We start from the raw sequence: 19,882 nt of genomic DNA on the forward strand, positions 1-19,882 counted from the left end.
GTCCCTGAAACACCGTCCCTACAATTTCCGCTGCGTTGTTCGTTGATCTTTTGTTCGTTAGGAGGACAAATTGTCTGTTGAGGTAAGTGCCCCGAGTCTGATTCCCACGCTGCCCGGTTACACCTACGTGGATGAGGCCGTGTTCCGGGCCGAGCAGGAGCGGATCTTTGAGCAGATGTGGTTCTGCGCCGTGCGGTCCGCCGACCTGGACAAGGCAGGCGCCTGGCGGACAGTCCAGATCGGGCGGGAGAGCGTGCTGATCAGCCGCACCCGCAAGGGCGGAATCCGTGCCTTCTACAACATCTGCCGGCACCGGGGCGTCAAGCTCTGCATGGAAGAGCACGGCGAAGCCGCACGCTCGTTCCAGTGCCCATACCACGCCTGGACCTATGACTTCGAGGGCAAGCTCATCGCGGCCCCCAACCTGACCAAGATGCCGGACATCGACCGGGACGAGTACGGCCTGGTGAAGGTCCATATCCGTGAATACCTGGGTTACGTATGGGTGTGCCTGGCCGATGAGCCGCCGTCATTCGAAGAAGAGGTTATGGGTGCCATCGAGGAACGGCTCGGTGACCTCAAGGCGATCGAAGGCTACGACGTGGCCAACCTCAGCCTGGGCCGCCGCATCCGCTATGACGTGAAGGCGAACTGGAAGCTCATCATCGAGAACTTCATGGAGTGCTACCACTGCGCCACTATCCACCCGGAGCTGACGGAGGTCCTGCCGGAATTCGCTGACGGCCTGGCTGCGCAGTACTTCGTGGGTCACGGGGCCGAGTTCGGCGAGGATGTCAAGGGCTTCACGGTGGACGGTTCGGAAGGGCTGGACCTGATTCCCGGGGTGAGCGAGGACCAGGACCGCCGGTACTACGCCATCACCATCAAGCCCACAGTGTTCGTGAACCTGGTCCCCGACCACGTGATCATCCACCGCATGTTCCCCATGGCCGCGGACCACACGATCGTGGAGTGCGACTGGCTGTACGTGCCCAGCGTTGTGGAGAGCGGCAAGGACGTCAGCGCTTCTGTGGAGCTGTTCCACCGCGTCAACCAGCAGGATTTCGACGCCTGCGAGCGGTGCCAGCCGGCCATGGGCTCGAAGGTCTACGCCAAGGGCGGGGTGCTGGTCCCGAGCGAGCACCACATCGGCGCCTTCCATGACTGGGTGCAGGAGAAGGTGGGGGACATCGTGCCCCGTTCCTGAAGCTTCACCGGGTTGCGGCGCTTCGCCGTCGCTTAGCGCGGAAGTCCCTCCCCGACACTGGCAAGCTCGCGTCGGGGCCCTCGGGACGCCGCTTCGGCCGAAAGGCGTCACGAAGGTCGCTGGGCGACCTTCGTGGCGCGTTCGACCGCGATGCGCTCCTACGCGAAGGACCGCAACCCGGCTAGGGGCTCGATCACCGATGCCCGGTGTAGCCCATCTTCGCGCTGATCTGCAGCCCCGCCTGTTTCAGCGCTTCGAGGAGTCCCGGCGCCGTCTCCGGATCAAAACGGAAGGCCGGCCCGGAAATGCTGACTGCGCCGATCACGGCCCCCACATGGTTGTACACCGGCACAGACATCGAGTTGAGCCCGATTTCGAACTCCTCCCGGACCACTCCGTAGCCGTCTCGGGCCACGTCCAGGAGCTGGGTTTCGAGCTTGTTCCTGTTGGTGATGGTCCGCGGCGTCCGGGCCGGAAGCCCGGTCTCCTTCAGGACGCGGTCCCGCTCGTCCGCGGACAGTGCTGCCAGCAGGACCTTTCCGCTGGAGGTCGCGTGGAGCGGCGTCAGGCTGCCCACCCAGTCGTAGGTGGCTAGTGTTGACGGGCCCATGGCCTGGTCCACGTTGACGGCGTAGTTGGAGCGCAAGACGGCGAGGTTCACGGTCTCCTTGAATTCCTCAGCCAGGCTTTCCAGTATGGGACGCGCCTCGCGGACCAGGCTGAGCCGCCCGGGAATCGAGCTTGCCAGCCTCAGGATGCCGAAGCCCAGCTGGTACTTTCCGCGCTCAGTGTTCTGGTGGACCATTTCCCTGCTCACCAGCGAACCCAGCAGCCGGGAGACTGTGGACTTGTGGATGCCCATCTCGTCGGCGATTTCGCTCACGCCCGCATGGCCGTCCCGCGCCAGGATTTCCAGGACCATAAGGGCCCGGTCCACCGACTGGACGCCGCCGTGCTGGCCTGACTCCCCATCGATGTCGGATTCGGGGTCATTTTTCGAAGCCATGATCCATACTCTCAAGTAGTTTCTGCGGCTTGCTTACCCGCCACAAGGCCGCCTGTAGCGTCCTCTCGGTTAGTTCCACAGTTTCGATCCTATGCCGTGAGGTGTGACGGGGCCGACATTGCGTTAAGTGGATTGACGCGTCCTGCAATCAAGGCAGTTCCAGGCGCATGAGCACGCGGGGAAACCCATTAATCACGGAGTCGGTGTCGGCAGCCTTCGTGAACCCGGCCCGTTCGAAGAGCTTCCGGGTGCCAACGTAGGCCATGGTCAGGTCGACGTGGCTGCCCTGGTTGTCGACGGGGTAGCCCTCGATGGCAGGCGCACCGTGGCTGCGGGCAAAGTCGACCGCACCGTGTAGCAGCTGATGGGCGATTCCCTCGCCGCGGTGCCCGGGCCGCACCCGGATGCACCACACCGACCACACGTCGAGGTCGTCCACGTGGGGAATTTTGCGGTTGCGGGCAAAGTTGGTGTCGGAGCGTGGATGGACGCCGGCCCAGCCCACCACGTCGTCGCCGTCGTACGCGAGTACCCCGGGCGGCGGATCCTGTCCCACGAGTTGCTTCATGAGCGCGCCGCGCTCCGTGCCATGCAACTGCACGTTCTGCTTGGAAGGGATGCGGTAGCTCAGGCACCAGCACACGGTCGCATCGGGCCGCTTGGGTCCAACCACTGTTCGTACGTCCTCGAACTGCGTCGCCGGACGAATCTCGATTGCCAACATCGTGGATGCCTCCCGGTCCCGGGCCTAACGCAGGCCGTCGCTGTGGGCCATCGCGATGGCTTCGGTGCGGGAGGTGGCGCCATGCATCCCCTGCAACAGGTCCTCGCGCAGGCGTTGGAAGGCGGTGGCGGTGGATGCGTCGGTAAGGATTACCACCTGCCCAGTTTATGCATTCTCAGGAGTAGGGTTTGCCTTGGCAGACGAGGGGGTCCAAATGAGCTATAAATATCGAACCGTCCGGGTTCGCGGCACCGACTTGATTGGAACCATTGCGCGAAAGCACGGGAGCGCGCCCGAGATCTACGAGACCTCGAAGGACGCGAACACTTCAGTAGTTCCAGTGTTTTTCCAGGCGACGGGCGAGCTCCGTTTCTTCGACAGGTCAGTGCTGGAGGACGTCGTGACGCCGGCCAGTTAGCCGCGGTGGCGCATCGTTGGAACTGACCGAGAGGGTCGAAACCCGGGTCAGTCGGTGCCGGTTTCCGGGGGAGCGATGCCCCGGTATCTTGTGGCTCGTCGCACCCCTCCGTTCGAAGCGCAGGGCGGCCCAGAATGGCCTTTTGCATAGGCCGCCGCCCAGCGCCTGTTGCCTCACGTCAATAGGTCCGGGAAGGGCGATTCGTTGCCTCATGTGAAAAGGTCCGGTTCAGAGGCGGGTTGAACGAGGTGTTGACCTTGTAGTTGCGGGGGGCGGCTTTGGCCTGGGCGAGGGTTTCGAGTTCGGCCGTGAGCGCGAGGATCTGCCGGGACAACGCCGCGGGTTTTAGGCGTTTGAACTGGGCGTTCATGGCGATAACGGGCCGTTTCCGGACGTCGGGGTGGCGGGCGGCGCGCTGGTGCGGGGTGAGCGCGGCGTCGTGTTTCTTGATGACCTTCGCGCCGTGGCGTTCCTTGGAGACCAGTTTCTGTTGGGGCAGCAGGTAGTTCGTGAAGAGCGCGTCCAGCTCCCAGATCTCGTTGAGCTTCTCCAGTTCCGCGGCGGTGTCGTAGCGGTAGTAGCCCACCAGCTCCCGGACCCTCGCCCAGTTCTTCTGTTCCACGTGGGCCCCGTCGTTCTTGTTCCCCGGACGGGACCGCGTGAACGTGATCTGCCGGGCATGGCAGTACGCGAGCAGGTAGTCGTTGATGAACTCGGAGCCGTTGTCCGAATCGATCCCGGAGATCGGGAACGGGAACCGGCCCAGTGCGTATTGCAGGGCTGCGAACACCCATTTCTGGGCCTTGTTCGGCACCGACCGGTTCACCGTCCATCCGGTGGCGATGTCCGTGACCGTCAGGGTGAAGCAGAACTGCCCGGAGGCCACCCCGCCTTCATGGCCGACCAGGTCGATCTCGACGAACCCGGGCACCGCATCGTCCCAGTCCGCCCAGGTCCGGACCGGGATCTGGGACTTCAACAGCGATCCCGGCTTGGTACGGGACCGGCCCCGCAGCACCAGCCTCGCCCGCTCCGGAGCCAGCCGGCGGTCGATCGTCGCGGCACTCATCCGCATCAGCAGAGCCGCTTCCTCCTCACTGAGGTCCAGCTCCCCGTCACGGCGCAGCAACGGCACCAGCACCGGCAGCATTGGGGCCAGGCGCTTGCCCGCCGGAGCCCGCAGCACCGCCCAGCAGACCACCAGCGCCTCGATGACACGCGGACCATACAGCGGAGAACGCAGCGGACGGGCCCGCACCGGCCGCAGCTGAAGCGCCTGCCGCAAAGCCCGCCGGGCATAGTCCCGGTTCCAGCCCGTCAGCTCCACCAGCTCATCCAGGATCCGCACCTTTTCCGGCCGGCTCCCGCGGGCATACGCCCGGGCCTTGATCACCGTGACAGCCTTGCGCTGGCCCATCGTCAGTCCCATCCCTCAAGGATGTCCGCGCCTGCCCCTTCCCGGACCTTTTCCAATGAGGCAACGTATCCGGCCCCGCGGACCTTTCCCATGAGTCAACGCCCAGCGTTGACACTGCTCAGGGCCGCGAGGAGACTTTCTTTTGGGGGTGCCACTTCGAAAGGAGCCCCAAATGCCGTGGCATGTCGAGGGTACATATTTTGAGAATTGCAATTGCGACATGGTCTGCCCGTGTTCGACTTCAGGGCTGACCGCACCGGCGGATAACGAACGCTGCAACGTGGCTTTGGCCTTCCACGTGGAAACGGGCGAAGTAAACGGTGTCGACGTCGGCGGTCTGACAGTCTGCGTCGTAGCCGATACTCCGGCCGTGATGAGTGACGGGGGCTGGAAAGTCGGAGTTCTGATGGATGCCGCTGCCTCAGCTGAGCAGGCCGAGGCGCTCGGTGGAGTCTTCGGTGGTCAACTCGGCGGACCCATGGAGGGCCTCGCCCCTTTGATCGGTGAAATGGCGGGAATGGAGTCCCTGGAAATGGCCTACGCCGACGACGGGCGTATCCACCAGGTCCGTATTGGCAGCGCCGTCGACATGGCGGTCGAGGACTTCGTGTCTCCCCTGGATCCCACAGGACGAGGAGTGAAAGTCAGCGGGATCGGATTCCCGGCCGACACTCTGGCAGCCGGCACATCCAGCACCGCCCGCGTCGACGTGTTCGGGATGACTTGGGATAATGCCGGGAAGAACTCTTTCTCGGCTCCCTTCGCCTGGTCCGCTTAGGTGGCGGGCAGAAGTGGCCTGACAGTTAGCCACCATGCCGGTGAGTTGGCGTTGATCGGGTGCGCTGCACTGGCGTGGTACCTCACTTTCTTAGGCCTCGCCGACATGTCCACAGGCCCGGGAACCATGGGACTGAGGCTCTGGGGTTTCCTGGGCGTGTGGACGCTGATGACGGCAGCCATGATGTTGCCGGCGCTGGCGCCTCTCACTTCGGCGTATCTCAGGTCCATCCGTGCCGTACGCAGCAGCAGGGTCAGGGCCATCCGGACAACTGCCTTGGTCGGCGGTTACCTTCTGACATGGATCGGATTCGGAGTCGTTGCCTACGCGGCCGCGGCGTTGTCTGCGCTGCTGGCTGAGGATGCGCCGGATCTAGCACCTTGGGTGGGGGCTGGAGTGCTGGTGGCGGCGGGCGTGTACCAGCTGACCCCGCTGAAGGATTTCTGTCTCCGGCACTGCCGGTCGCCCATAGCATTCCTGTTGCACGTATCCGGATACAAGGGCCGCCTGCGGGATGTCCGCGTGGGCGTGTACCACGGCGTGTACTGCGTCGGATGTTGTTGGGGGCTGATGGTCGTGCTGATCGCTGTCGGCGTGATGAACCTGGCATGGATGGCGGCGATCACGGTAGTTATCTTCCTGGAGAAGACGTGGAAATACGGACCCGCCTTCAGCCGGATCACTGGAGTCTCGCTGATCGTCTTCGCGCTCTTCGTCCCGGCGCACCCTGAGCTGCTGCCCGGGCTCCACATGACTGCGCCTATGTGAGAGGGAGGCGGTGGGGGAGCGCGTCAGGTGATCTGAGTGGTGGGCCCCTTTCGAAGGGAGGACACCGTCGACGTCGGCCTCGCCCCCGCACCATCAGCGAATCTCAGCTATGCACCCTGGGCGGGGCCGCGCGAAAACAGCGTGCTGACGAGCCGGACCCCAAAGCCTTCATCCAGCGGCGAACCACTCAGGAAGAATCGATAGTAGATCGGCCCCAGCAGGAGATCGGTGAGCATCTCGGCGTCGACGTCCGGCCCCAGGTCTCCCCGGGAGATGCCCCGCTCCACCAGACGGCGCACATCCGCAACCCGGCGGTTCACCACCCGCTCCCGGTAAGCAAGGGCGAGCTCAGGGTCCGCAGCGATCTCCGATACGAGGCCCTGCATGATGCGGCCTATCAGGGTGGAGCTAAGAAGCTCGATGGTGCGGTCAACGACCTCCGCCAGTTCGGCGTAGGTATCCCCAACATCCGGCGTGGTCCCCAGGTATTCGACCGAGTCAAGCAGGACGGCCAGGGCGAGGTCGGTTTTTGACCGATACCGGCGGTAGATGGTCGTCTTGGCCACGCCGGAACGGTTCGCCACGCCCTCGACAGTCAGGCCGTTGACTCCGACCTCCGCGAGCATCTCCCGCGTGGCGTCAAGAATCAACTTCTCCGTCCGTGCGCGCCGACCCGTGTCTGCGGGTCGGGCGGCCTCGACGATTCCGCCTTCGCCCGCCCCTGTGGGATTAGCCACATCCACGCCCCTTCCAGTTGTGCGCCTGAAGCGCTAAAGTCAGTACTAACGCTACGCAACGTAGCGTTTCAAAATTGGTTGAAGCAGGCCGGCACCCGACACGCCCACAACCACCCTACGCAATTTAGGAGCGCCGACATGGCCACAGATCGATACCAGCGCGGACTCGACCGCATGATGGAGCTCGTCTCCTCCGAGCACACCAACACCTTCGACCACGTCAAGCTCGTGGAGTCTTACAAGAGCTTGGACGAGGACCTGTCTGACTACATCGTCTCCTTCGCCTTCGGAGACATCTACTCCCGGATCGGCCTGACCCAGCAGGAGCAGACCATGGTGACCATCTCCACGCTGGTCGCCCTGGGCACCGAGCCCCAGTTGAAGCTGCACATCAACACCGGCTTCAACGTGGGCCTGACAAAAGAGAAGATCGTTGGTGCCCTGATCCACTGCATCCCCTACATCGGGTTCCCGCGCGTGCTCAACGCCCTGACCCTCGTCAAGGAAGTCATGGCAGAGCGCGGCCTGACCCCGGAGACCCCCACGGACTGAGGCGATTCTCCCGCTCTGACGTCCTCATGACACCCGCCGATCCAGCTGGCAACCTGGATAACCCGTCAGTCCGGCCCGGCATCCCCCCGCACAACCTCAACTCCCACACATAAGGAACGCTCATGCATCTGGTAATTGGACTCGGACCCATCGGTGGAAACATCGGCGCACACCTCGCCGAACTGGGACAGAAGGTCTACGGCTACGACTTCAACCAGGACCGCATCCGCGAGTGGTCGGAGGAGAACAAATCGCCGGCCGGCAGTGACCTGGCGGCTGTGGACTGGCCCTCCGTGGACAGTGTCCACATTGCGGTGCGGTTGGCGGACCAGGTCTCGTCCGTGTTCGAGGCCCTCCAGGCCCACACCGAACGGCCACTGACCGTCTTCGTCCACACAACGCTCGCGCCGGCGGACGCCCGGAGGATCTTCTCCTCGGCCCCCGGCTCCTGGCGCGCGTTCGAGGCCCCGGTCTCAGGCGGCCCCCAGGGGGCACGCCACGGCACGATGACCATCTTCCTCGCCGGACCCGCCCCCACTGAGGCCGAGGACAAACTGCTGGCCGACATCTCCGGCCGTGTCTTCCGGATGCAGTCCTACGGCCAGCCCGCACTGGTGAAACTCCTCAACAACGCCCTGGCCACCTACAACCTGGCCGCCACCGCACGGATGCTCAACCTCGCAGCCGAGCACGGAGTACCCGCCTCGGACCTCTTCGAGGTGGTAGGAGTGTCGACCGGACAGAGCTGGATGAGCGATAACCTCGTCGACGTCCAGTACGACCTGCTGCTCAAGGATGTCGGGCTGCTCCGCGGTGAACTCGGCTCACTGCCCACCGGAGACCTCAACGACGACGTCGAACAGGCAATCCTCCAGGCGCGTTCACTGCTGGGAACCGATTCCGCAGACGGGTGAGCCGGATGATGGCCAGCGGGGACACGTCCGCGGGGGAGGGGGATCAGGAGGCTGTGGCGGAGTCCAATTGACGCACGTGGTCCGCCGCTCGTGGGCCACCGAGCAGTTCCGTCGGGGTCTTGGACGTCTCGCGCAGTCCGATCACCGCGATCGCGGCGATTCCGGCGGCTACGGCGCCAAAAATTGCCACCGGAAGCCAGCCCGACGGGCCAGGCTTAAGGAGAATTGCAGCGACCATCGGAGCGAAGCCGGCCAGGAGGTTGCCGAGCTGGTTGCTGACGGCCATGCCAGTGAACCGGACGGGTGCCGGGAATTGCTCGGCGAAGAACGACGTCCACACGCCGTTGTAGCAGCTGAAGAACAGTGACATGTTGAGGAACGCGAAAATCGCGATCAGCAAGATATCCGTCGTCGAGATCGCCCAAAGATACCCGAAGATCGTGAGCGAACAGCCCGCAGAGGCGATCAGCATGGTTCGCTTCCGGCCGATGACGTCGGAGAGGTAGCCGGCCGCCGGGATGGTGACAATCGACAGGGCAATTGCTCCGGAGATGATGGCGAGCATCGCGCTCCGGTCCACCCCGACTGAAGTTGCGTACGAAAGGCTAAACACAGCGAACAAAGTCTGCATCGCTGCCATCAGTGATGCTCCGGCGACACGGATCACGTCGCGCCAGTGATGCTTGAACACGTCGTTCAGCGGCAGCTTGCGAACAGCGCTTTCTTCCTTCGCCTCGGCGAACACCGGCGTTTCGTCCAGGTGGCTCCGCACGTAGTAGGTAATAACGACGACGACGGCGCTGAGCCAGAACGGAATCCTCCAGCCCCAGCTGTAGAGCTGTTCGGCGGGCAGGAGCGCCACCGGCAGGAATACGATGGTCGCCAGCGAGCAGCCGACTGCGTAGCCAACCATAACGAAACTGGTGAAGAACCCACGGCGCCCGACCGGGGAATGTTCAACGGTCAATGTTGAGGCTCCCGCCGACTCGGCCCCCGCGGAGAAGCCTTGAACCACGCGCAGGACCACCAGCAGTGCCGGAGCCAACAGGCCTACCTGGTCGTACGTCGGGAGACAGCCGATGGCGAAGGATGCGATGCCCATCATGACGACTGTGGCAAGCATGACGCGTTTGCGGCCGATTCGATCGCCGAAGTGTCCCATCACCACCGCACCGACAGGCCGTGCCACGTAGCCCACCGCGAAGGTGGCGAACGATGCGATCAGCGCAACGGTGGGGTCGCCGGATGGAAAGAACAGCACGTTGAAGACGAGGGCGGCCGCGGCGCCGTACACGAAAAAGTCGTAGTACTCGAGGGCGCTGCCGAGGAGCGCGGCTATCGCTGCTCGGCGGGGAGTCATCGCGGGCCGCGATGCTGTTGTGCTTGTCATTTGTTTCTCCTTTGAAACAGAACCGTTGGGGGGAATTGCCGGCCAGTGTGGCCTCGTGCCTTTGGGGGAGCGCACGACGCAGGCGTCGTTTGCGCGGTGTTTCGTGCGGCAGCGGGCTCTGGTGTAACCGCCGCGCTGTGCCTTCTTCCACCATAGAAGTGTGGTGTAGCTCACAGGTGTTCCACTTTGAAACACCGGCGGCATCCAGGCCTGCTTACAACCCGTGAGCCCTTAACGACAAAGCACGGCCATCCAGTGCGGATGGCCGTGCTTTGTTCTAGAGAAAACGAAACAGATCAGGAGAAGGCCGAGACGCCTGTGATTTCCCGCCCCAGGATCAGTGACTGGATGGAGTCGGTACCTTCGTAGGTATGGACCACTTCCATGTCGGTCAGGTGGCGGGCCACATGGTTTTCCAGCAGGATTCCATTCCCGCCGAACATGTCCCGGGCATCCCGGCAGAGCGTTCGTGCCTTGTCCCCGGTGAACATCTTGGCCAGGGAAGCCTGCTCGTTGCTGAGCCGGCCCTCGTCCTGAAGCGCCGCCGTGCGGAAGCAGATCAGCTGCATGGCTGTGAGGTCCGCGAGCATGTTGGCGAGTTTGTTCTGCACCAGCTGGTAGCTGGCAATCGGGTGACCGAACTGGACGCGTTCCCGGGCGTATTTGACCGCCATCTCGTAGGCGGCAGTGGCATGGCCGAGCGATTCCCAGGCCACGGTGCTGCGGGTGGTGTTGAGCACCGCTCCGACGTCGCGGAAGGACTTCGACCTGGCCAGCAGGTTTTCCGCAGGGATCCGCAGGCCCTCGATCTCGATCTGTGCCTGCTGGATGGCCCGCTTCGCCATCTTTCCCGTGATGGCCTCGGCGTGGTAGCCGGCGGGGTAGGTGCCGTCGTCGTTCTTTTCCAGGACGAACGCCTTCACCTTCTGGTCCGCGGTGTCCCGGGCCCAGATGATGACGAGGTCCGCAACATGGCCCAGCCCGATCCAGCGTTTGGATCCGTTGATGACGTAATGGTCGCCGTCCAGCCGCGCTGAGGTTTCCAGCGCCACAGAGTCCGAGCCGTGCGCCGGTTCCGTCAGCGCGAATGCGCCCAGCTTTTCCAGTTTGGCCATGGGCGGCAGCCAGCGCTGTTTCTGCTCGTCGCTGCCGAGCAGGTTGATGCTGCCCATCGCCAGGCCTGAATGGACCGCGTTGAAGGTGTTGATGCTCCCGTCCCCGCGGGAGAGTTCCATCGCGACGAGGCCGGTCTGCAGCCGGGTGAGGCCCGGGCAGCCGTAGCCCTGGATGGCGGTGCCGATGATGCCCAGCTCCGCGAACTTTGGTACCAGCTGATACGGGAAGTCCGCTTTCTCCCAGTATTCGTTGATGATGGGGGTGACGTCCTGCTCGACAAAGGAACGGACCCGGGCGATCAGGGCACGGTCTGTGTCGTTGAGGTAGTCGTCCAAGACATAGAAATCGGAATTGACGGACAGGTCCGTTGCGGTGGTCATCAGTGCTCCTGTGGGGATCGTGTGGGAGTGCCGGCAATGGCGCCGGCCAAAACGTGTTCGTCCGCGCCGAGCCAGGTCCGCACCAGCTCCGCGCCGCTGTCCAGGTCGGGCGGTGTGAGGTCGTAGCTCACCGGGGTCTTGGACAGCCGGATGGGGTTGCGCACGCCGGGCTGCGCATTCTCTCCGTGGCCCACCGTCACAACGGGCTCAAGGCCGATCCGCTCGGCGAACTCGATCCCGGCCTTCAGATCCTGGATCGGTGCGCAGGGCAGTTTCGCTTCGGTGAGGATGTCGAACCACTCGGAGGCGGTCCGGGTGGAGAGGCACTCCACCAGGAGCGGCCGCAGTTCCGTTCGGTTGGCGCTGCGCAGCGGCGCCTTCTCGAAACGCGGATCCACGGCCAGCTCCGGCCGGCCGATGGTGGCACAGAAGGTGCGGTACTGGGAGTCGTTGCCGATCGCAATGACAAGCTTCCCGTCGCCGGTGTCGAAAGGTTCGTACGGGTAGATGCTTGGGTGTTCGTTGCCCAGCCTGGCCGGAGCGGTTCCACCCAGCACCACTGCCGCTGTCTGGTTCACCATGCCGGAGAGCGCGGAGGACATCAGGTTCATTTCCACCAGCTGGCCTTCCCCGATGCGGTCCCGGTGCCGCAGGGCAGCGAGGATGCCGATGCAGGCATGAAGGCCGGTGATGACGTCGAACACCGCAACTCCGGATCGGAAGGGCTCGGTGTCCGGCGCCCCGGTGAGGTCCATCAGTCCGGACAGCGCCTGGATCAGCAGGTCGTAGCCGGGGAGCTGTGCGCCGCCGGCGGTCCCGAAGCCCGTGATCGAGGCGTAGACAACGTCCTTATTGGTCGCGGCGACGGTGTCGTAGTCCAGCCCGTAGCGCACCAGGTCACCTGGCTTGAAGTTTTCGACCACGACGTCGGCCCGTTCCGCGATGCGCTGGGCCGTCCTGCGGTCGTCCGGATCGCGAAGGTCGAGCTTGATCGAGGTCTTGTTGCGGTTGATCGAGAGGAAGTACGTCGAGTCATTTCCGCGGGTGGGCGGGCGCCATGCCCGGGTCTCGTCACCGGCCGGGCTCTCAATCTTGATGACGGTGGCGCCGAGATCGGCCAGCAGCATGGTGCAGTACGGCCCGGCCAGCACCCTGCCGAAATCTGCGATCAGGATGCCGCTGAGCGGACCATCTGAACTGCGGCCGAATGCCGACGTCTCAGAGGTGGCGGAGTGTTGGCTGTCCATCAATGGGCTCCTCGCATAGTGTTCTCTCCATCCACCATGACGGACGGCATTGCTATCCGTCCAATACTTATTAATGGCCCTTTTGTTGCGTCAGGTGCAATAATCACTTGCATGGAAATCCAACAGATCCGCGCCTTCCTGGCGGTGGCAGAAGAGCTGCACTTCGGCCGTGCCGCAGAAAAACTGCACATGGCGCAACCTCCGGTCAGCCGCAGTATCCAGCAGCTGGAACGTGAGCTGGGAACCCGCCTGTTCGACCGAAGCACCCGCAGCGTCAAGCTCACGGGCGCCGGAGAAGCGTTCATCGGACCGGCAACGGAGATCATCGATGCCACGCGCCGGGCGAGCATCGCGGTCCGTGCCGCGGACAAGGGAGAAGTCGGGCGCGTCCGGGTTGCCTATGCCGGCGCCTCTACCCACACCCTCGTGGGCCGGCTCGCCCGGGAGGTCCGGCGCGACCACCCGGGTATCCAGATCGAGCTCTTCAGCCAGAATTTTGCGCAGCCCGCCATGGACCGTGTCCTCAGTGGCGACATGGACATCGCCCTCGGACGCTGGGACTACATTGCTGCCGGTATCGAAACGCGGCTGCTTGCGGCGGAGGACCTCGTCGTCGCCGTACCGGCAAGCCACCGCCTGGCCGATGCCGCCGAGGCCCGGATGGCTGACTTCCAAGGCGACACCTTTGTTTCGCTGCCGCCGCATGCAGGGGCCGTGTTGAACGACCGGCTCCGCCGGCTTACGCACGCCGCCGGGTTCGAGCTCGACATCGTTCAGATAGTCCCGGATTCCTGGACGGCACTCTCACTGGTAGCGGCGGAGGTGGGCTGCACGCTCACGCTGTCCTCCGTGGCTGAATCGGTGACGGATTCCCATGTGCGTTTCGTGAAGCTTGTGGACAAGACGATTCCGGTGGAGCTGCGTATGGCCTGGCGCCGGGATAACTCCAGCCCTGCCTTGCGGGCGGTCCTGGAGTTGGCTGAGAGGATCCTGCCCCGCGCCGGATGACACGTCAGGTCGCCATGGACTCGGGTGTCTCGATCCCCAGAACGCGGAGTTTCCGGTAAAGCGTGGTTCGGCCCATGCCTAAGGATTCCGCGGCGACCGAGCGGTTCCCCCCGCTGTGTTCGAGTGCGGCTACGATCGCGTCGCGCTCAAGGGATTCGAGTTTGGAGAGCTTGCGCCTGCCCGTGTTCCTGAGATGTTCAGGGAGGTCATTGGCTTGCAGTACGCGTCCGGGATGTGCTCGCGACAGCGACTCGAGGGTGGCTCGCAGTTCGGCAACATTCCCAGGCCACCGCCAGCGCATGAGTCCCTGCAGTGCCACTGCGGAGAGTGTGGACCTGTCTGCAGGTGCGGCCGCGTCCAGGAAATGTGCTGCCAGCACGGGGATGCGTTCCTTGGTCGCGGATAGGGACGGCACATCCACACGCGCAGCGATTTGGGACACCACGTCCGAGACGAAGTCCGGGCACGCCTCGGGATTCATAGTAAGAACCAGGCGGGCCGGAGAAGGAGCGGCAGTGGCTGTCGGCGGCCCATCCGGCCGCTGGCGCACCGCCGCATCCAGGGCCTTGAGCCTGTTCAGCTCGCTCCGGGGAAGATCCTCAAGGTGCCGCAGGACAACGCTTCGGCCTACTGCGATGGCCTCGCGGCAGTCAGAGAACCAGGTGGCGTCCTTTTCCCCGGGAAGCAGGCAGGCATCGAGGATGAGCGGGTTCGGACCGGAGTCCTGCCCATTGAGCCAGGCGAGTGTGTGGTGGAGCTTGCCGGAGCCGCCCTGCCCGCAGACGGCAATCGCCCCGGGCCCCTGACCTGCCCGGTCAAAGGCATTGCGCATGACGTGTGGAAACGCTGCTCCCACGCCCGAGAAATTGCCGCCGGACCCTTCTGGCTCGGCCTTCCGCGGATTACTGGCGGCGTCCGGAATGCGGGAGAGCTCCAGGGCGAAGGCCGAACTCCCGCCGGAATCGTCAATTCGCTGGACCGTGGCATCCACGTTCAGGGACGGAATTTCGATGGTTTGTTTGGCGCCGGTCCACTCAAGGCCACGCAATTGTTCCCACAAGGTGGTGTGCAGTTCGCTGCTCATAACGGCCAGGCCGGAGACGTTGGTCATGACTGCCTGGGCGTCGAGCATGATGACCGGGGCCGTGGAGGAGCTCAGACGCAGTTGCGACATCCCCAGGGCGAGTCCCGTTGCGCTGCCGAGATCGAGCAATCGACGTTCGATCTGGCTGCCGGCCTCCCGGGCCATGGCCAGCATGAGCGGGTTGTCCAAACCGGTATCGCAGGCGAAGGAAATGGACCCGATCACCCGGCGTGTGACGGGGTGCAGGATCGGTGCCCCGGAACACGACAGGGGTGCCAGTGCCTCGTTGAAATGCTCGGCTCCGCGGACAAACACGGCTTGGCGCCCTTCGATGGGGGTACCCAGCCCATTCGTGCCGACAGAGCGTTCCGAGAAACTGAATCCTTCGGCGGCAAATGCCTCGTCGAACCGGTTGCCGTGCGCCCTGTCACCGAGCCTGCGGGCAATTATCTGACCGGACTGGTCACTGAGGAATAGGGAAATGCCCATACCGTTGAGGCTTTCCAGCCAGTGGTCCATCACGCTCTTGGCCGCCCGGATAAGGATTCCGTCCGGATCGAAATCGTTGACGAACAGGAATGCCTCAGGCCTTGCCGAAGCCTCCACACCGATAGAGCGGCGCCAGCTGTTTTCAATATCAGGGGAGACGATTTCCGTCAGCTGGATCCCATCCCGGAGGCCACGGCGGATGAGATGTTCCCGGGCAACGCGCAGGGCATCATCGGGCACCTTCCGGGGATTTTGCATGGCTGGTCAGCCCCGGGCTCCGACTGCCGCACGCAGCACAACGCGTCCGGGGACGCCACCGTGCGTCAGCTTGTCCAGGCTCTCGCCAACAGATTCGGCGGAGAGCTCGGCATCGATGATCGGGATGTGGGGAATGGCGTCCTGCTTGGCCAGGGCGATGAGCTGGTTCAGCTCCTCCGGGGTCCCCACGAAGCTGCCCTGGATCGTGAGCATCTTGAGGGCCATGAGCGCGGTGGGTACCGTCAGTTCTCCGCCGAAGAGCCCGACCTGGATCAGCCGGCCGCCCTTGCGCAGGGAGTCGAAGGCTACCGGTGCCGTCTGGCTGTTGTTCACGAAGTCAATCACCGCTGCCACGGGGCCGTCGGTGGCCGCGACGATCTTCGCGCTGAGGCCTTGATCTGTGGTTTGGACCGTGATCGTGGCGCCAACCTGCCGCGCCAGCTCGAGATTCCGTTCGGAAAGGTCGACGGCGCAAATGGCCTTGTGCCCCAGCGCGCTGAGGGTCGCGATGGCAGTGAGCCCCACTCCGCCGGCGCCGATCACCACGACGGGTTCGTCGGGTCCAAGCGGAAGGACCTTGTTCACGGCGCTGAAGGCCGTCAGCCCGGAGCAGGCCAGCGTGGCCGCCCAGCTGAGGTCCAGGCCCTCGATATCCACCAGGTACTTTTCGTCGCGGACCAGGATCTTCTCGGCGTAGCCTCCGTGCTCCGCGACTCCGAGGTTGCGACCGTTGGCGCAGACGTTGTCGCGGCCGGCAAGGCAATCCCGGCAATGGCCGCAGCCGATCCACGGATAGACCAGCCTGATGTCCCCGGCTTTGGACCCGTGCACGCTGTCCCCGACCTGCTCGACGACGCCGACGACTTCGTGCCCCATGACCAGCGGGTAGGTGACGCCGCGGTCAACCAGCTTCAGGGCCCCCCGGCTGCCTAGATCGTAGGAGCCCTCGCGAAGGTGGGTGTCCGTGTGGCACACGCCGGAACGGATGACCCTCAAGAGGACTTCGGTTCCTGTCGGCACGGGGTCCGGCAGTTCGATGTCCTGGATCTCGGGGCTGTCTTGGAAAACGGCAAAAGCGTGCATGGTGACCTCGCATCGTTGCGCAGACTGTATTGATTCAAGAATGACACCGGTTCTGATAAGTATCCAATACTAAATCGCGGCCCCTTTTATGCGCAGGCGGCAATAGTCCATGGGCAGGTCGCACGCACTTCTCGTCGGTACCGAAGAGGCTGCTAGTCGCCGCCGAAGAGGCCAAAGTCGTTGTCACCGACGTCAGGGAAGCCGCCGGGAAGGCAGTGGCCGAGGAGATCAGCGGACGCCGGAGGTTCCGCTCACTTCATCACGCATGACGTCACCCGGTCAGCCGACTGGCAGCAGCCATCTACGGGCTCATTGGGGCACCCGGTACAGCGGCTTCCCAGGCTTCCAAGGGCGCAGTGCGCCTGCTCTCCACGGGCTGCAACCGTTGACCCGGCCCGGTGTTTCAAAGTGGAACACTGAGCCGGCACAGATGTGATCCACGCTATATCTAGCGGCAAATCGCACCAGGATTCCGATCCACTTCACCTCCGGGCCACTCCCGGGATGTTTTCCATACGAAGGAGTATGAGATGTCAATCTCAACCGACGCAGACGTCACTGAAACAGTTCAGGCGACCGACCCCCTCCGTGACCTGTACGCCGACTGGTCCGAAATCATGGCCACCACCCCGGATCTGACCATGCGGCTTTTCCGCAGCATGTTCGACGAGTGGCACCAGCCCACCCGGGAACCCGAAGCGGTCACGTACAAGGAAGACGTCGTCGGCGGCGTTCCGGGCATCTGGGCATTCCCGGAAGGCGCGGACCGAACGAAGGTGCTGCTTTACACCCATGGCGGCGGCTTCGCGGTCGGGTCCGCCGCAAGCCACCGCAAGCTGGCCGGCCACGTTGCCAAGGCAGTCGGCGTCGTCACGTTTGTCCTTGACTACCGCCGTGCACCCGAGCACCCGCACCCGGCCCAGGTTGAAGACGGCGTGGCCGTGTTCAAGGCCCTCGTCGAGAGCGGAATCCACCCGCACGACATCACCACAGTCGGCGACTCTGCCGGAGGCAACCTGGCGATCGCCATTGCGTTGGCGCTCAAGGAGCAGGGCGAACCGCTTCCCGGCCAGGTCATCGCTTTCTCACCATGGCTGGACATGGAGAACAAGGGCGAAACGTTGGTCACCAACGACGCCACGGACGCACTGATTAGTGCTCCGCTGCTCGAGGGCATGATTGCCGGTGTCCTGGGAGCTTCCGTGAGCCCGCAGAACCCTCTGGCCAACCCTCTCTATGCCGACTTCACCGGGTTCCCCCGCCTGTACCTGACCGCAGGCTCGGCCGAATCCCTCCTCGACAACGCCACCCGGCTGAACGCACTGGCCGAAGCGGCCGGCGTCGACGTGACCCTCTCCATCGGCGAAGGCCAGCAGCACGTCTACCCGTTCCTGGCCGGTAACTCCGGAGTCGCCGACGCCGAACTCGCCCGCATCGCCGGCTGGCACAAGTACTGAACCGTACTGAGCCCGGCCACTTCACAACACAAGACTTGAAACACAAAGGAGTATTTCATCATGGCTGAAGAGCAGGGGCGCACTGCCCCCAGCACTGAACTCGACGCCGTCGTCGTTGGCGCAGGCTTTGGCGGCATCTATATGCTGCACAAGTTGCGCAACGAACTGGGCCTCAGCGTCCGCGCCTTCGACCGCGCCGGTGGCGTGGGCGGCACCTGGTACTGGAACCGGTACCCGGGTGCCCTGTCGGACACCGAGAGCTTCGTGTACCGCTACTCGTTCGACGACGAACTGCTGAACGAATGGAACTGGAGCCACAAGTATGTGACCCAGCCGGAAATCCTCAAGTATCTGGAACACGTCGTGGACCGGTACGAACTGCGCAAGGACATCCAGCTCAATACCGGAATCACTTCGGCCCGGTACGACGAATCGACTAACCGATGGGTGATCGGCACCGACACCGGCGAAACCATCACCGCGAAGTACATTGTCAACGGCCTCGGCCTGCTCTCGGCCACCAATGTTCCCAAGATCCCGGGCATCGACTCGTTTGAGGGCAAGATCTACCACTCAGGTGCGTGGCCCGAAGGAGTGGACCTTACAGGCAAGCGGGTCGGAGTCATGGGCACCGGATCCACCGGCCTGCAAATCATCACCGCAATCGCGCCCAAGGTGGGACACCTCACTGTCTTCCAGCGCTCCCCGCAGTACAGTGTGCCGGTCGGCAATACCCTTGTCACGCAGGAGTACGTCGATTCCGTCAAGAAGGACTACGGAAAAATCTGGGAGCAGGTCCGAGGTTCCGGCGTCGCCTTCGGATTCGAGGAAAGCTCCGTGCCGGCCATGAGCGTCTCCGAAACAGACCGCCGGGCCGTCTTCCAGAAAGCCTGGGAAGAAGGCGGCGGGTTCCGCTTCATGTTCAACACGTTCGGCGACATCGCCACGGACCGGGAAGCCAACGAAGCCGCCGCATCATTTGTCCGCGGCAAGATCGCCGAGATCGTCAAGGACCCGGAGACGGCCCGCAAGCTTACTCCCACCGATCTTTACGCCAAGCGCCCCCTCTGCGACAGCGGCTACTACGCCACGTTCAACCGGGACAACGTCGAGTTGGTATCGGTGAAGGAGACGCCGATCGTCGAGCTGACGCCCAAGGGCATCAGGACCTCGGACGGGGTGGAGCACGAGCTCGATGTGCTGATCTTTGCCACCGGCTTCGACGCCGTCGACGGAAACTACACGCGGATGGACATCCGTGGCCGCAATGGTGAGACCATCCAGGAGCACTGGAAGGACGGTCCCACCAGCTACCTCGGTGTCACCACCGCAGGATTCCCGAACATGTTTATGATCCTGGGCCCCAACGGCCCCTTCACCAACCTGCCGCCGAGCATCGAGGCCCAGGTTGAGTGGATCTCCCAGCTGATCAACGACGCCGAAACCGGCCAGGTGGCGTCCGTGGAGCCGACGGCCGAGGCCGAAGAAGCCTGGACCGTCACCTGCCAGCAGATTGCCGACATGACGCTCTTCCCGAAGGCCGACTCCTGGATCTTCGGTGCCAACATCCCGGGCAAGAAGAAGACCGTCATGTTCTACCTCGGCGGCCTTGGCAACTACCGGAACAAGCTTGCCGAAGTCCGCGACGCGGGCTACGAAGGCTTCGATCTGAAGGTGCTCGTTCCGTCGGAGTAACCACAATCAAACGCTAGCGACGGCGGCTGCCACACCTTGGGGGAGTGGTGGCCGCCGTTCTGCGTTGGGCGCTACCTCCGATAGGCATTTCCCGGATCTGCCGGATCATGACGGGGAGCTCAGCGACCCGGCCTCAGCCTCTAGACCGTAAACC

19 protein-coding genes are annotated in these 19,882 nt (G+C 63.8%); 9 read left to right on the forward strand and 10 right to left on the reverse strand.

The window, feature by feature from the left end:
- Positions 1-70: 70 nt before the first annotated feature.
- On the forward strand, positions 71-1,207 hold the full coding sequence (locus tag MRBLAR12_RS01095; protein ID WP_364742797.1) for an aromatic ring-hydroxylating oxygenase subunit alpha: 1,137 nt from the start codon (positions 71-73) through the stop codon (positions 1,205-1,207).
- A 193-nt stretch (positions 1,208-1,400) separates the two neighbouring features.
- Here the strand turns inward: MRBLAR12_RS01095 and MRBLAR12_RS01100 are convergent, their stop codons facing one another.
- The 3 genes from MRBLAR12_RS01100 to MRBLAR12_RS01110 form a co-directional block, all read right to left on the reverse strand.
- The gene (locus MRBLAR12_RS01100) at positions 1,401-2,213 is read right to left on the reverse strand and encodes an IclR family transcriptional regulator (RefSeq protein WP_229993042.1); all 813 of its coding nucleotides are present in this window, start codon (positions 2,211-2,213) and stop codon (positions 1,401-1,403) included.
- A 148-nt stretch (positions 2,214-2,361) separates the two neighbouring features.
- Positions 2,362-2,934 (reverse strand): GNAT family N-acetyltransferase, encoded by a 573-nt coding sequence (locus tag MRBLAR12_RS01105; RefSeq protein WP_364743720.1) that lies wholly within the window; start codon positions 2,932-2,934, stop codon positions 2,362-2,364.
- A gap of 27 nt (positions 2,935-2,961) precedes the next feature.
- Positions 2,962-3,093, reverse strand: coding sequence for a hypothetical protein (locus MRBLAR12_RS01110; RefSeq protein ID WP_290369340.1), 132 nt, complete (start codon positions 3,091-3,093; stop codon positions 2,962-2,964).
- 58 nt (positions 3,094-3,151) lie between these two features.
- On the opposite strand from MRBLAR12_RS01110, the gene MRBLAR12_RS01115 reads away from it, so the two are divergent.
- Positions 3,152-3,355 carry a hypothetical protein gene (locus MRBLAR12_RS01115; RefSeq protein ID WP_229993040.1) on the forward strand — a complete coding sequence of 68 codons (204 nt, stop codon included), beginning with the start codon at positions 3,152-3,154 and terminating at the stop codon, positions 3,353-3,355.
- A 178-nt stretch (positions 3,356-3,533) separates the two neighbouring features.
- Here the strand turns inward: MRBLAR12_RS01115 and MRBLAR12_RS01120 are convergent, their stop codons facing one another.
- Positions 3,534-4,784, reverse strand: a complete 1,251-nt coding sequence (locus MRBLAR12_RS01120; RefSeq protein ID WP_364742801.1) for a DDE-type integrase/transposase/recombinase — start codon at positions 4,782-4,784, stop codon at positions 3,534-3,536.
- A 160-nt stretch (positions 4,785-4,944) separates the two neighbouring features.
- On the opposite strand from MRBLAR12_RS01120, the gene MRBLAR12_RS01125 reads away from it, so the two are divergent.
- Together MRBLAR12_RS01125 and MRBLAR12_RS01130 are read left to right on the forward strand one after the other, a co-directional pair.
- On the forward strand, positions 4,945-5,550 hold the full coding sequence (locus tag MRBLAR12_RS01125) for a DUF1326 domain-containing protein (RefSeq protein ID WP_229993039.1): 606 nt from the start codon (positions 4,945-4,947) through the stop codon (positions 5,548-5,550).
- A gap of 105 nt (positions 5,551-5,655) precedes the next feature.
- Entirely contained in the window at positions 5,656-6,318 is a 663-nt protein-coding gene (locus MRBLAR12_RS01130; RefSeq protein WP_364742804.1) for a DUF2182 domain-containing protein, read from the forward strand.
- Between the two features lie 107 nt (positions 6,319-6,425).
- Here the strand turns inward: MRBLAR12_RS01130 and MRBLAR12_RS01135 are convergent, their stop codons facing one another.
- On the reverse strand, positions 6,426-7,055 hold the full coding sequence (locus MRBLAR12_RS01135; protein WP_364742807.1) for a TetR/AcrR family transcriptional regulator: 630 nt from the start codon (positions 7,053-7,055) through the stop codon (positions 6,426-6,428).
- A 138-nt stretch (positions 7,056-7,193) separates the two neighbouring features.
- Between MRBLAR12_RS01135 and MRBLAR12_RS01140 the strand changes: the two genes are divergently transcribed.
- Positions 7,194-7,607: a carboxymuconolactone decarboxylase family protein gene (locus MRBLAR12_RS01140; RefSeq protein WP_364742810.1), complete on the forward strand. Its 414-nt coding sequence runs from the start codon at positions 7,194-7,196 to the stop codon at positions 7,605-7,607.
- Positions 7,608-7,729: 122 nt separating this feature from the next.
- Complete coding sequence (locus MRBLAR12_RS01145; protein WP_364742812.1) at positions 7,730-8,521, forward strand: NAD(P)-dependent oxidoreductase; 792 nt, start codon at positions 7,730-7,732, stop codon at positions 8,519-8,521.
- A 43-nt stretch (positions 8,522-8,564) separates the two neighbouring features.
- On the opposite strand, the gene MRBLAR12_RS01150 is transcribed toward MRBLAR12_RS01145, so the two are convergent.
- The 3 genes from MRBLAR12_RS01150 to MRBLAR12_RS01160 form a co-directional block, all read right to left on the reverse strand.
- Positions 8,565-9,911, reverse strand: a complete 1,347-nt coding sequence (locus tag MRBLAR12_RS01150; protein ID WP_364742814.1) for an MFS transporter — start codon at positions 9,909-9,911, stop codon at positions 8,565-8,567.
- Positions 9,912-10,207: 296 nt separating this feature from the next.
- Positions 10,208-11,407 carry an acyl-CoA dehydrogenase family protein gene (locus tag MRBLAR12_RS01155; RefSeq protein ID WP_364742817.1) on the reverse strand — a complete coding sequence of 400 codons (1,200 nt, stop codon included), beginning with the start codon at positions 11,405-11,407 and terminating at the stop codon, positions 10,208-10,210.
- Positions 11,407-12,654 (reverse strand): CaiB/BaiF CoA transferase family protein, encoded by a 1,248-nt coding sequence (locus MRBLAR12_RS01160; RefSeq protein ID WP_229993032.1) that lies wholly within the window; start codon positions 12,652-12,654, stop codon positions 11,407-11,409. The genes MRBLAR12_RS01155 and MRBLAR12_RS01160 overlap by 1 nt, the downstream gene beginning before the upstream one ends.
- A 111-nt stretch (positions 12,655-12,765) precedes the next feature.
- Between MRBLAR12_RS01160 and MRBLAR12_RS01165 the strand changes: the two genes are divergently transcribed.
- Entirely contained in the window at positions 12,766-13,662 is an 897-nt protein-coding gene (locus MRBLAR12_RS01165) for a LysR family transcriptional regulator (protein ID WP_229993031.1), read from the forward strand.
- A 4-nt stretch (positions 13,663-13,666) separates the two neighbouring features.
- Here MRBLAR12_RS01165 and MRBLAR12_RS01170 read toward each other — a convergent pair whose 3' ends face one another.
- Together MRBLAR12_RS01170 and MRBLAR12_RS01175 are read right to left on the reverse strand one after the other, a co-directional pair.
- Entirely contained in the window at positions 13,667-15,493 is a 1,827-nt protein-coding gene (locus MRBLAR12_RS01170) for a sigma-54-dependent Fis family transcriptional regulator (RefSeq protein ID WP_364742821.1), read from the reverse strand.
- Between the two features lie 6 nt (positions 15,494-15,499).
- A complete protein-coding gene (locus MRBLAR12_RS01175; RefSeq protein WP_364742823.1) occupies positions 15,500-16,576 on the reverse strand; it encodes an alcohol dehydrogenase in 1,077 nt (358 codons plus the stop codon).
- Positions 16,577-17,106: 530 nt separating this feature from the next.
- On the opposite strand from MRBLAR12_RS01175, the gene MRBLAR12_RS01180 reads away from it, so the two are divergent.
- Positions 17,107-18,033, forward strand: a complete 927-nt coding sequence (locus MRBLAR12_RS01180) for an alpha/beta hydrolase (protein ID WP_364742826.1) — start codon at positions 17,107-17,109, stop codon at positions 18,031-18,033.
- Positions 18,034-18,093: 60 nt separating this feature from the next.
- Complete coding sequence (locus MRBLAR12_RS01185) at positions 18,094-19,728, forward strand: flavin-containing monooxygenase (protein WP_364742829.1); 1,635 nt, start codon at positions 18,094-18,096, stop codon at positions 19,726-19,728.
- Positions 19,729-19,882 lie beyond the last annotated feature (154 nt).

This window comes from Arthrobacter sp. LAR12-1-1.1, from assembly GCF_040676555.1.
Lineage (GTDB): Bacteria > Actinomycetota > Actinomycetes > Actinomycetales > Micrococcaceae > Arthrobacter.

Excerpts from the sequence above, each read along its gene's own strand:
- MRBLAR12_RS01115 (WP_229993040.1), top strand. The coding sequence starts at position 3,152 with ATGAGCTATAAATATCGAACCGTCCGGGTTCGCGGCACCGACTTGATT.
- MRBLAR12_RS01160 (WP_229993032.1), bottom strand. The coding sequence starts at position 12,654 with ATGGACAGCCAACACTCCGCCACCTCTGAGACGTCGGCATTCGGCCGC.
- MRBLAR12_RS01155 (WP_364742817.1), bottom strand. The coding sequence starts at position 11,407 with ATGACCACCGCAACGGACCTGTCCGTCAATTCCGATTTCTATGTCTTG.
- MRBLAR12_RS01180 (WP_364742826.1), top strand. The coding sequence starts at position 17,107 with ATGTCAATCTCAACCGACGCAGACGTCACTGAAACAGTTCAGGCGACC.
- MRBLAR12_RS01150 (WP_364742814.1), bottom strand. The coding sequence starts at position 9,911 with ATGACAAGCACAACAGCATCGCGGCCCGCGATGACTCCCCGCCGAGCA.
- MRBLAR12_RS01130 (WP_364742804.1), top strand. The coding sequence starts at position 5,656 with ATGTCCACAGGCCCGGGAACCATGGGACTGAGGCTCTGGGGTTTCCTG.
- MRBLAR12_RS01175 (WP_364742823.1), bottom strand. The coding sequence starts at position 16,576 with ATGCACGCTTTTGCCGTTTTCCAAGACAGCCCCGAGATCCAGGACATC.
- MRBLAR12_RS01125 (WP_229993039.1), top strand. The coding sequence starts at position 4,945 with ATGCCGTGGCATGTCGAGGGTACATATTTTGAGAATTGCAATTGCGAC.
- MRBLAR12_RS01185 (WP_364742829.1), top strand. The coding sequence starts at position 18,094 with ATGGCTGAAGAGCAGGGGCGCACTGCCCCCAGCACTGAACTCGACGCC.
- MRBLAR12_RS01120 (WP_364742801.1), bottom strand. The coding sequence starts at position 4,784 with ATGGGACTGACGATGGGCCAGCGCAAGGCTGTCACGGTGATCAAGGCC.
- MRBLAR12_RS01170 (WP_364742821.1), bottom strand. The coding sequence starts at position 15,493 with ATGCAAAATCCCCGGAAGGTGCCCGATGATGCCCTGCGCGTTGCCCGG.
- MRBLAR12_RS01145 (WP_364742812.1), top strand. The coding sequence starts at position 7,730 with ATGCATCTGGTAATTGGACTCGGACCCATCGGTGGAAACATCGGCGCA.
- MRBLAR12_RS01100 (WP_229993042.1), bottom strand. The coding sequence starts at position 2,213 with ATGGCTTCGAAAAATGACCCCGAATCCGACATCGATGGGGAGTCAGGC.
- MRBLAR12_RS01140 (WP_364742810.1), top strand. The coding sequence starts at position 7,194 with ATGGCCACAGATCGATACCAGCGCGGACTCGACCGCATGATGGAGCTC.
- MRBLAR12_RS01165 (WP_229993031.1), top strand. The coding sequence starts at position 12,766 with ATGGAAATCCAACAGATCCGCGCCTTCCTGGCGGTGGCAGAAGAGCTG.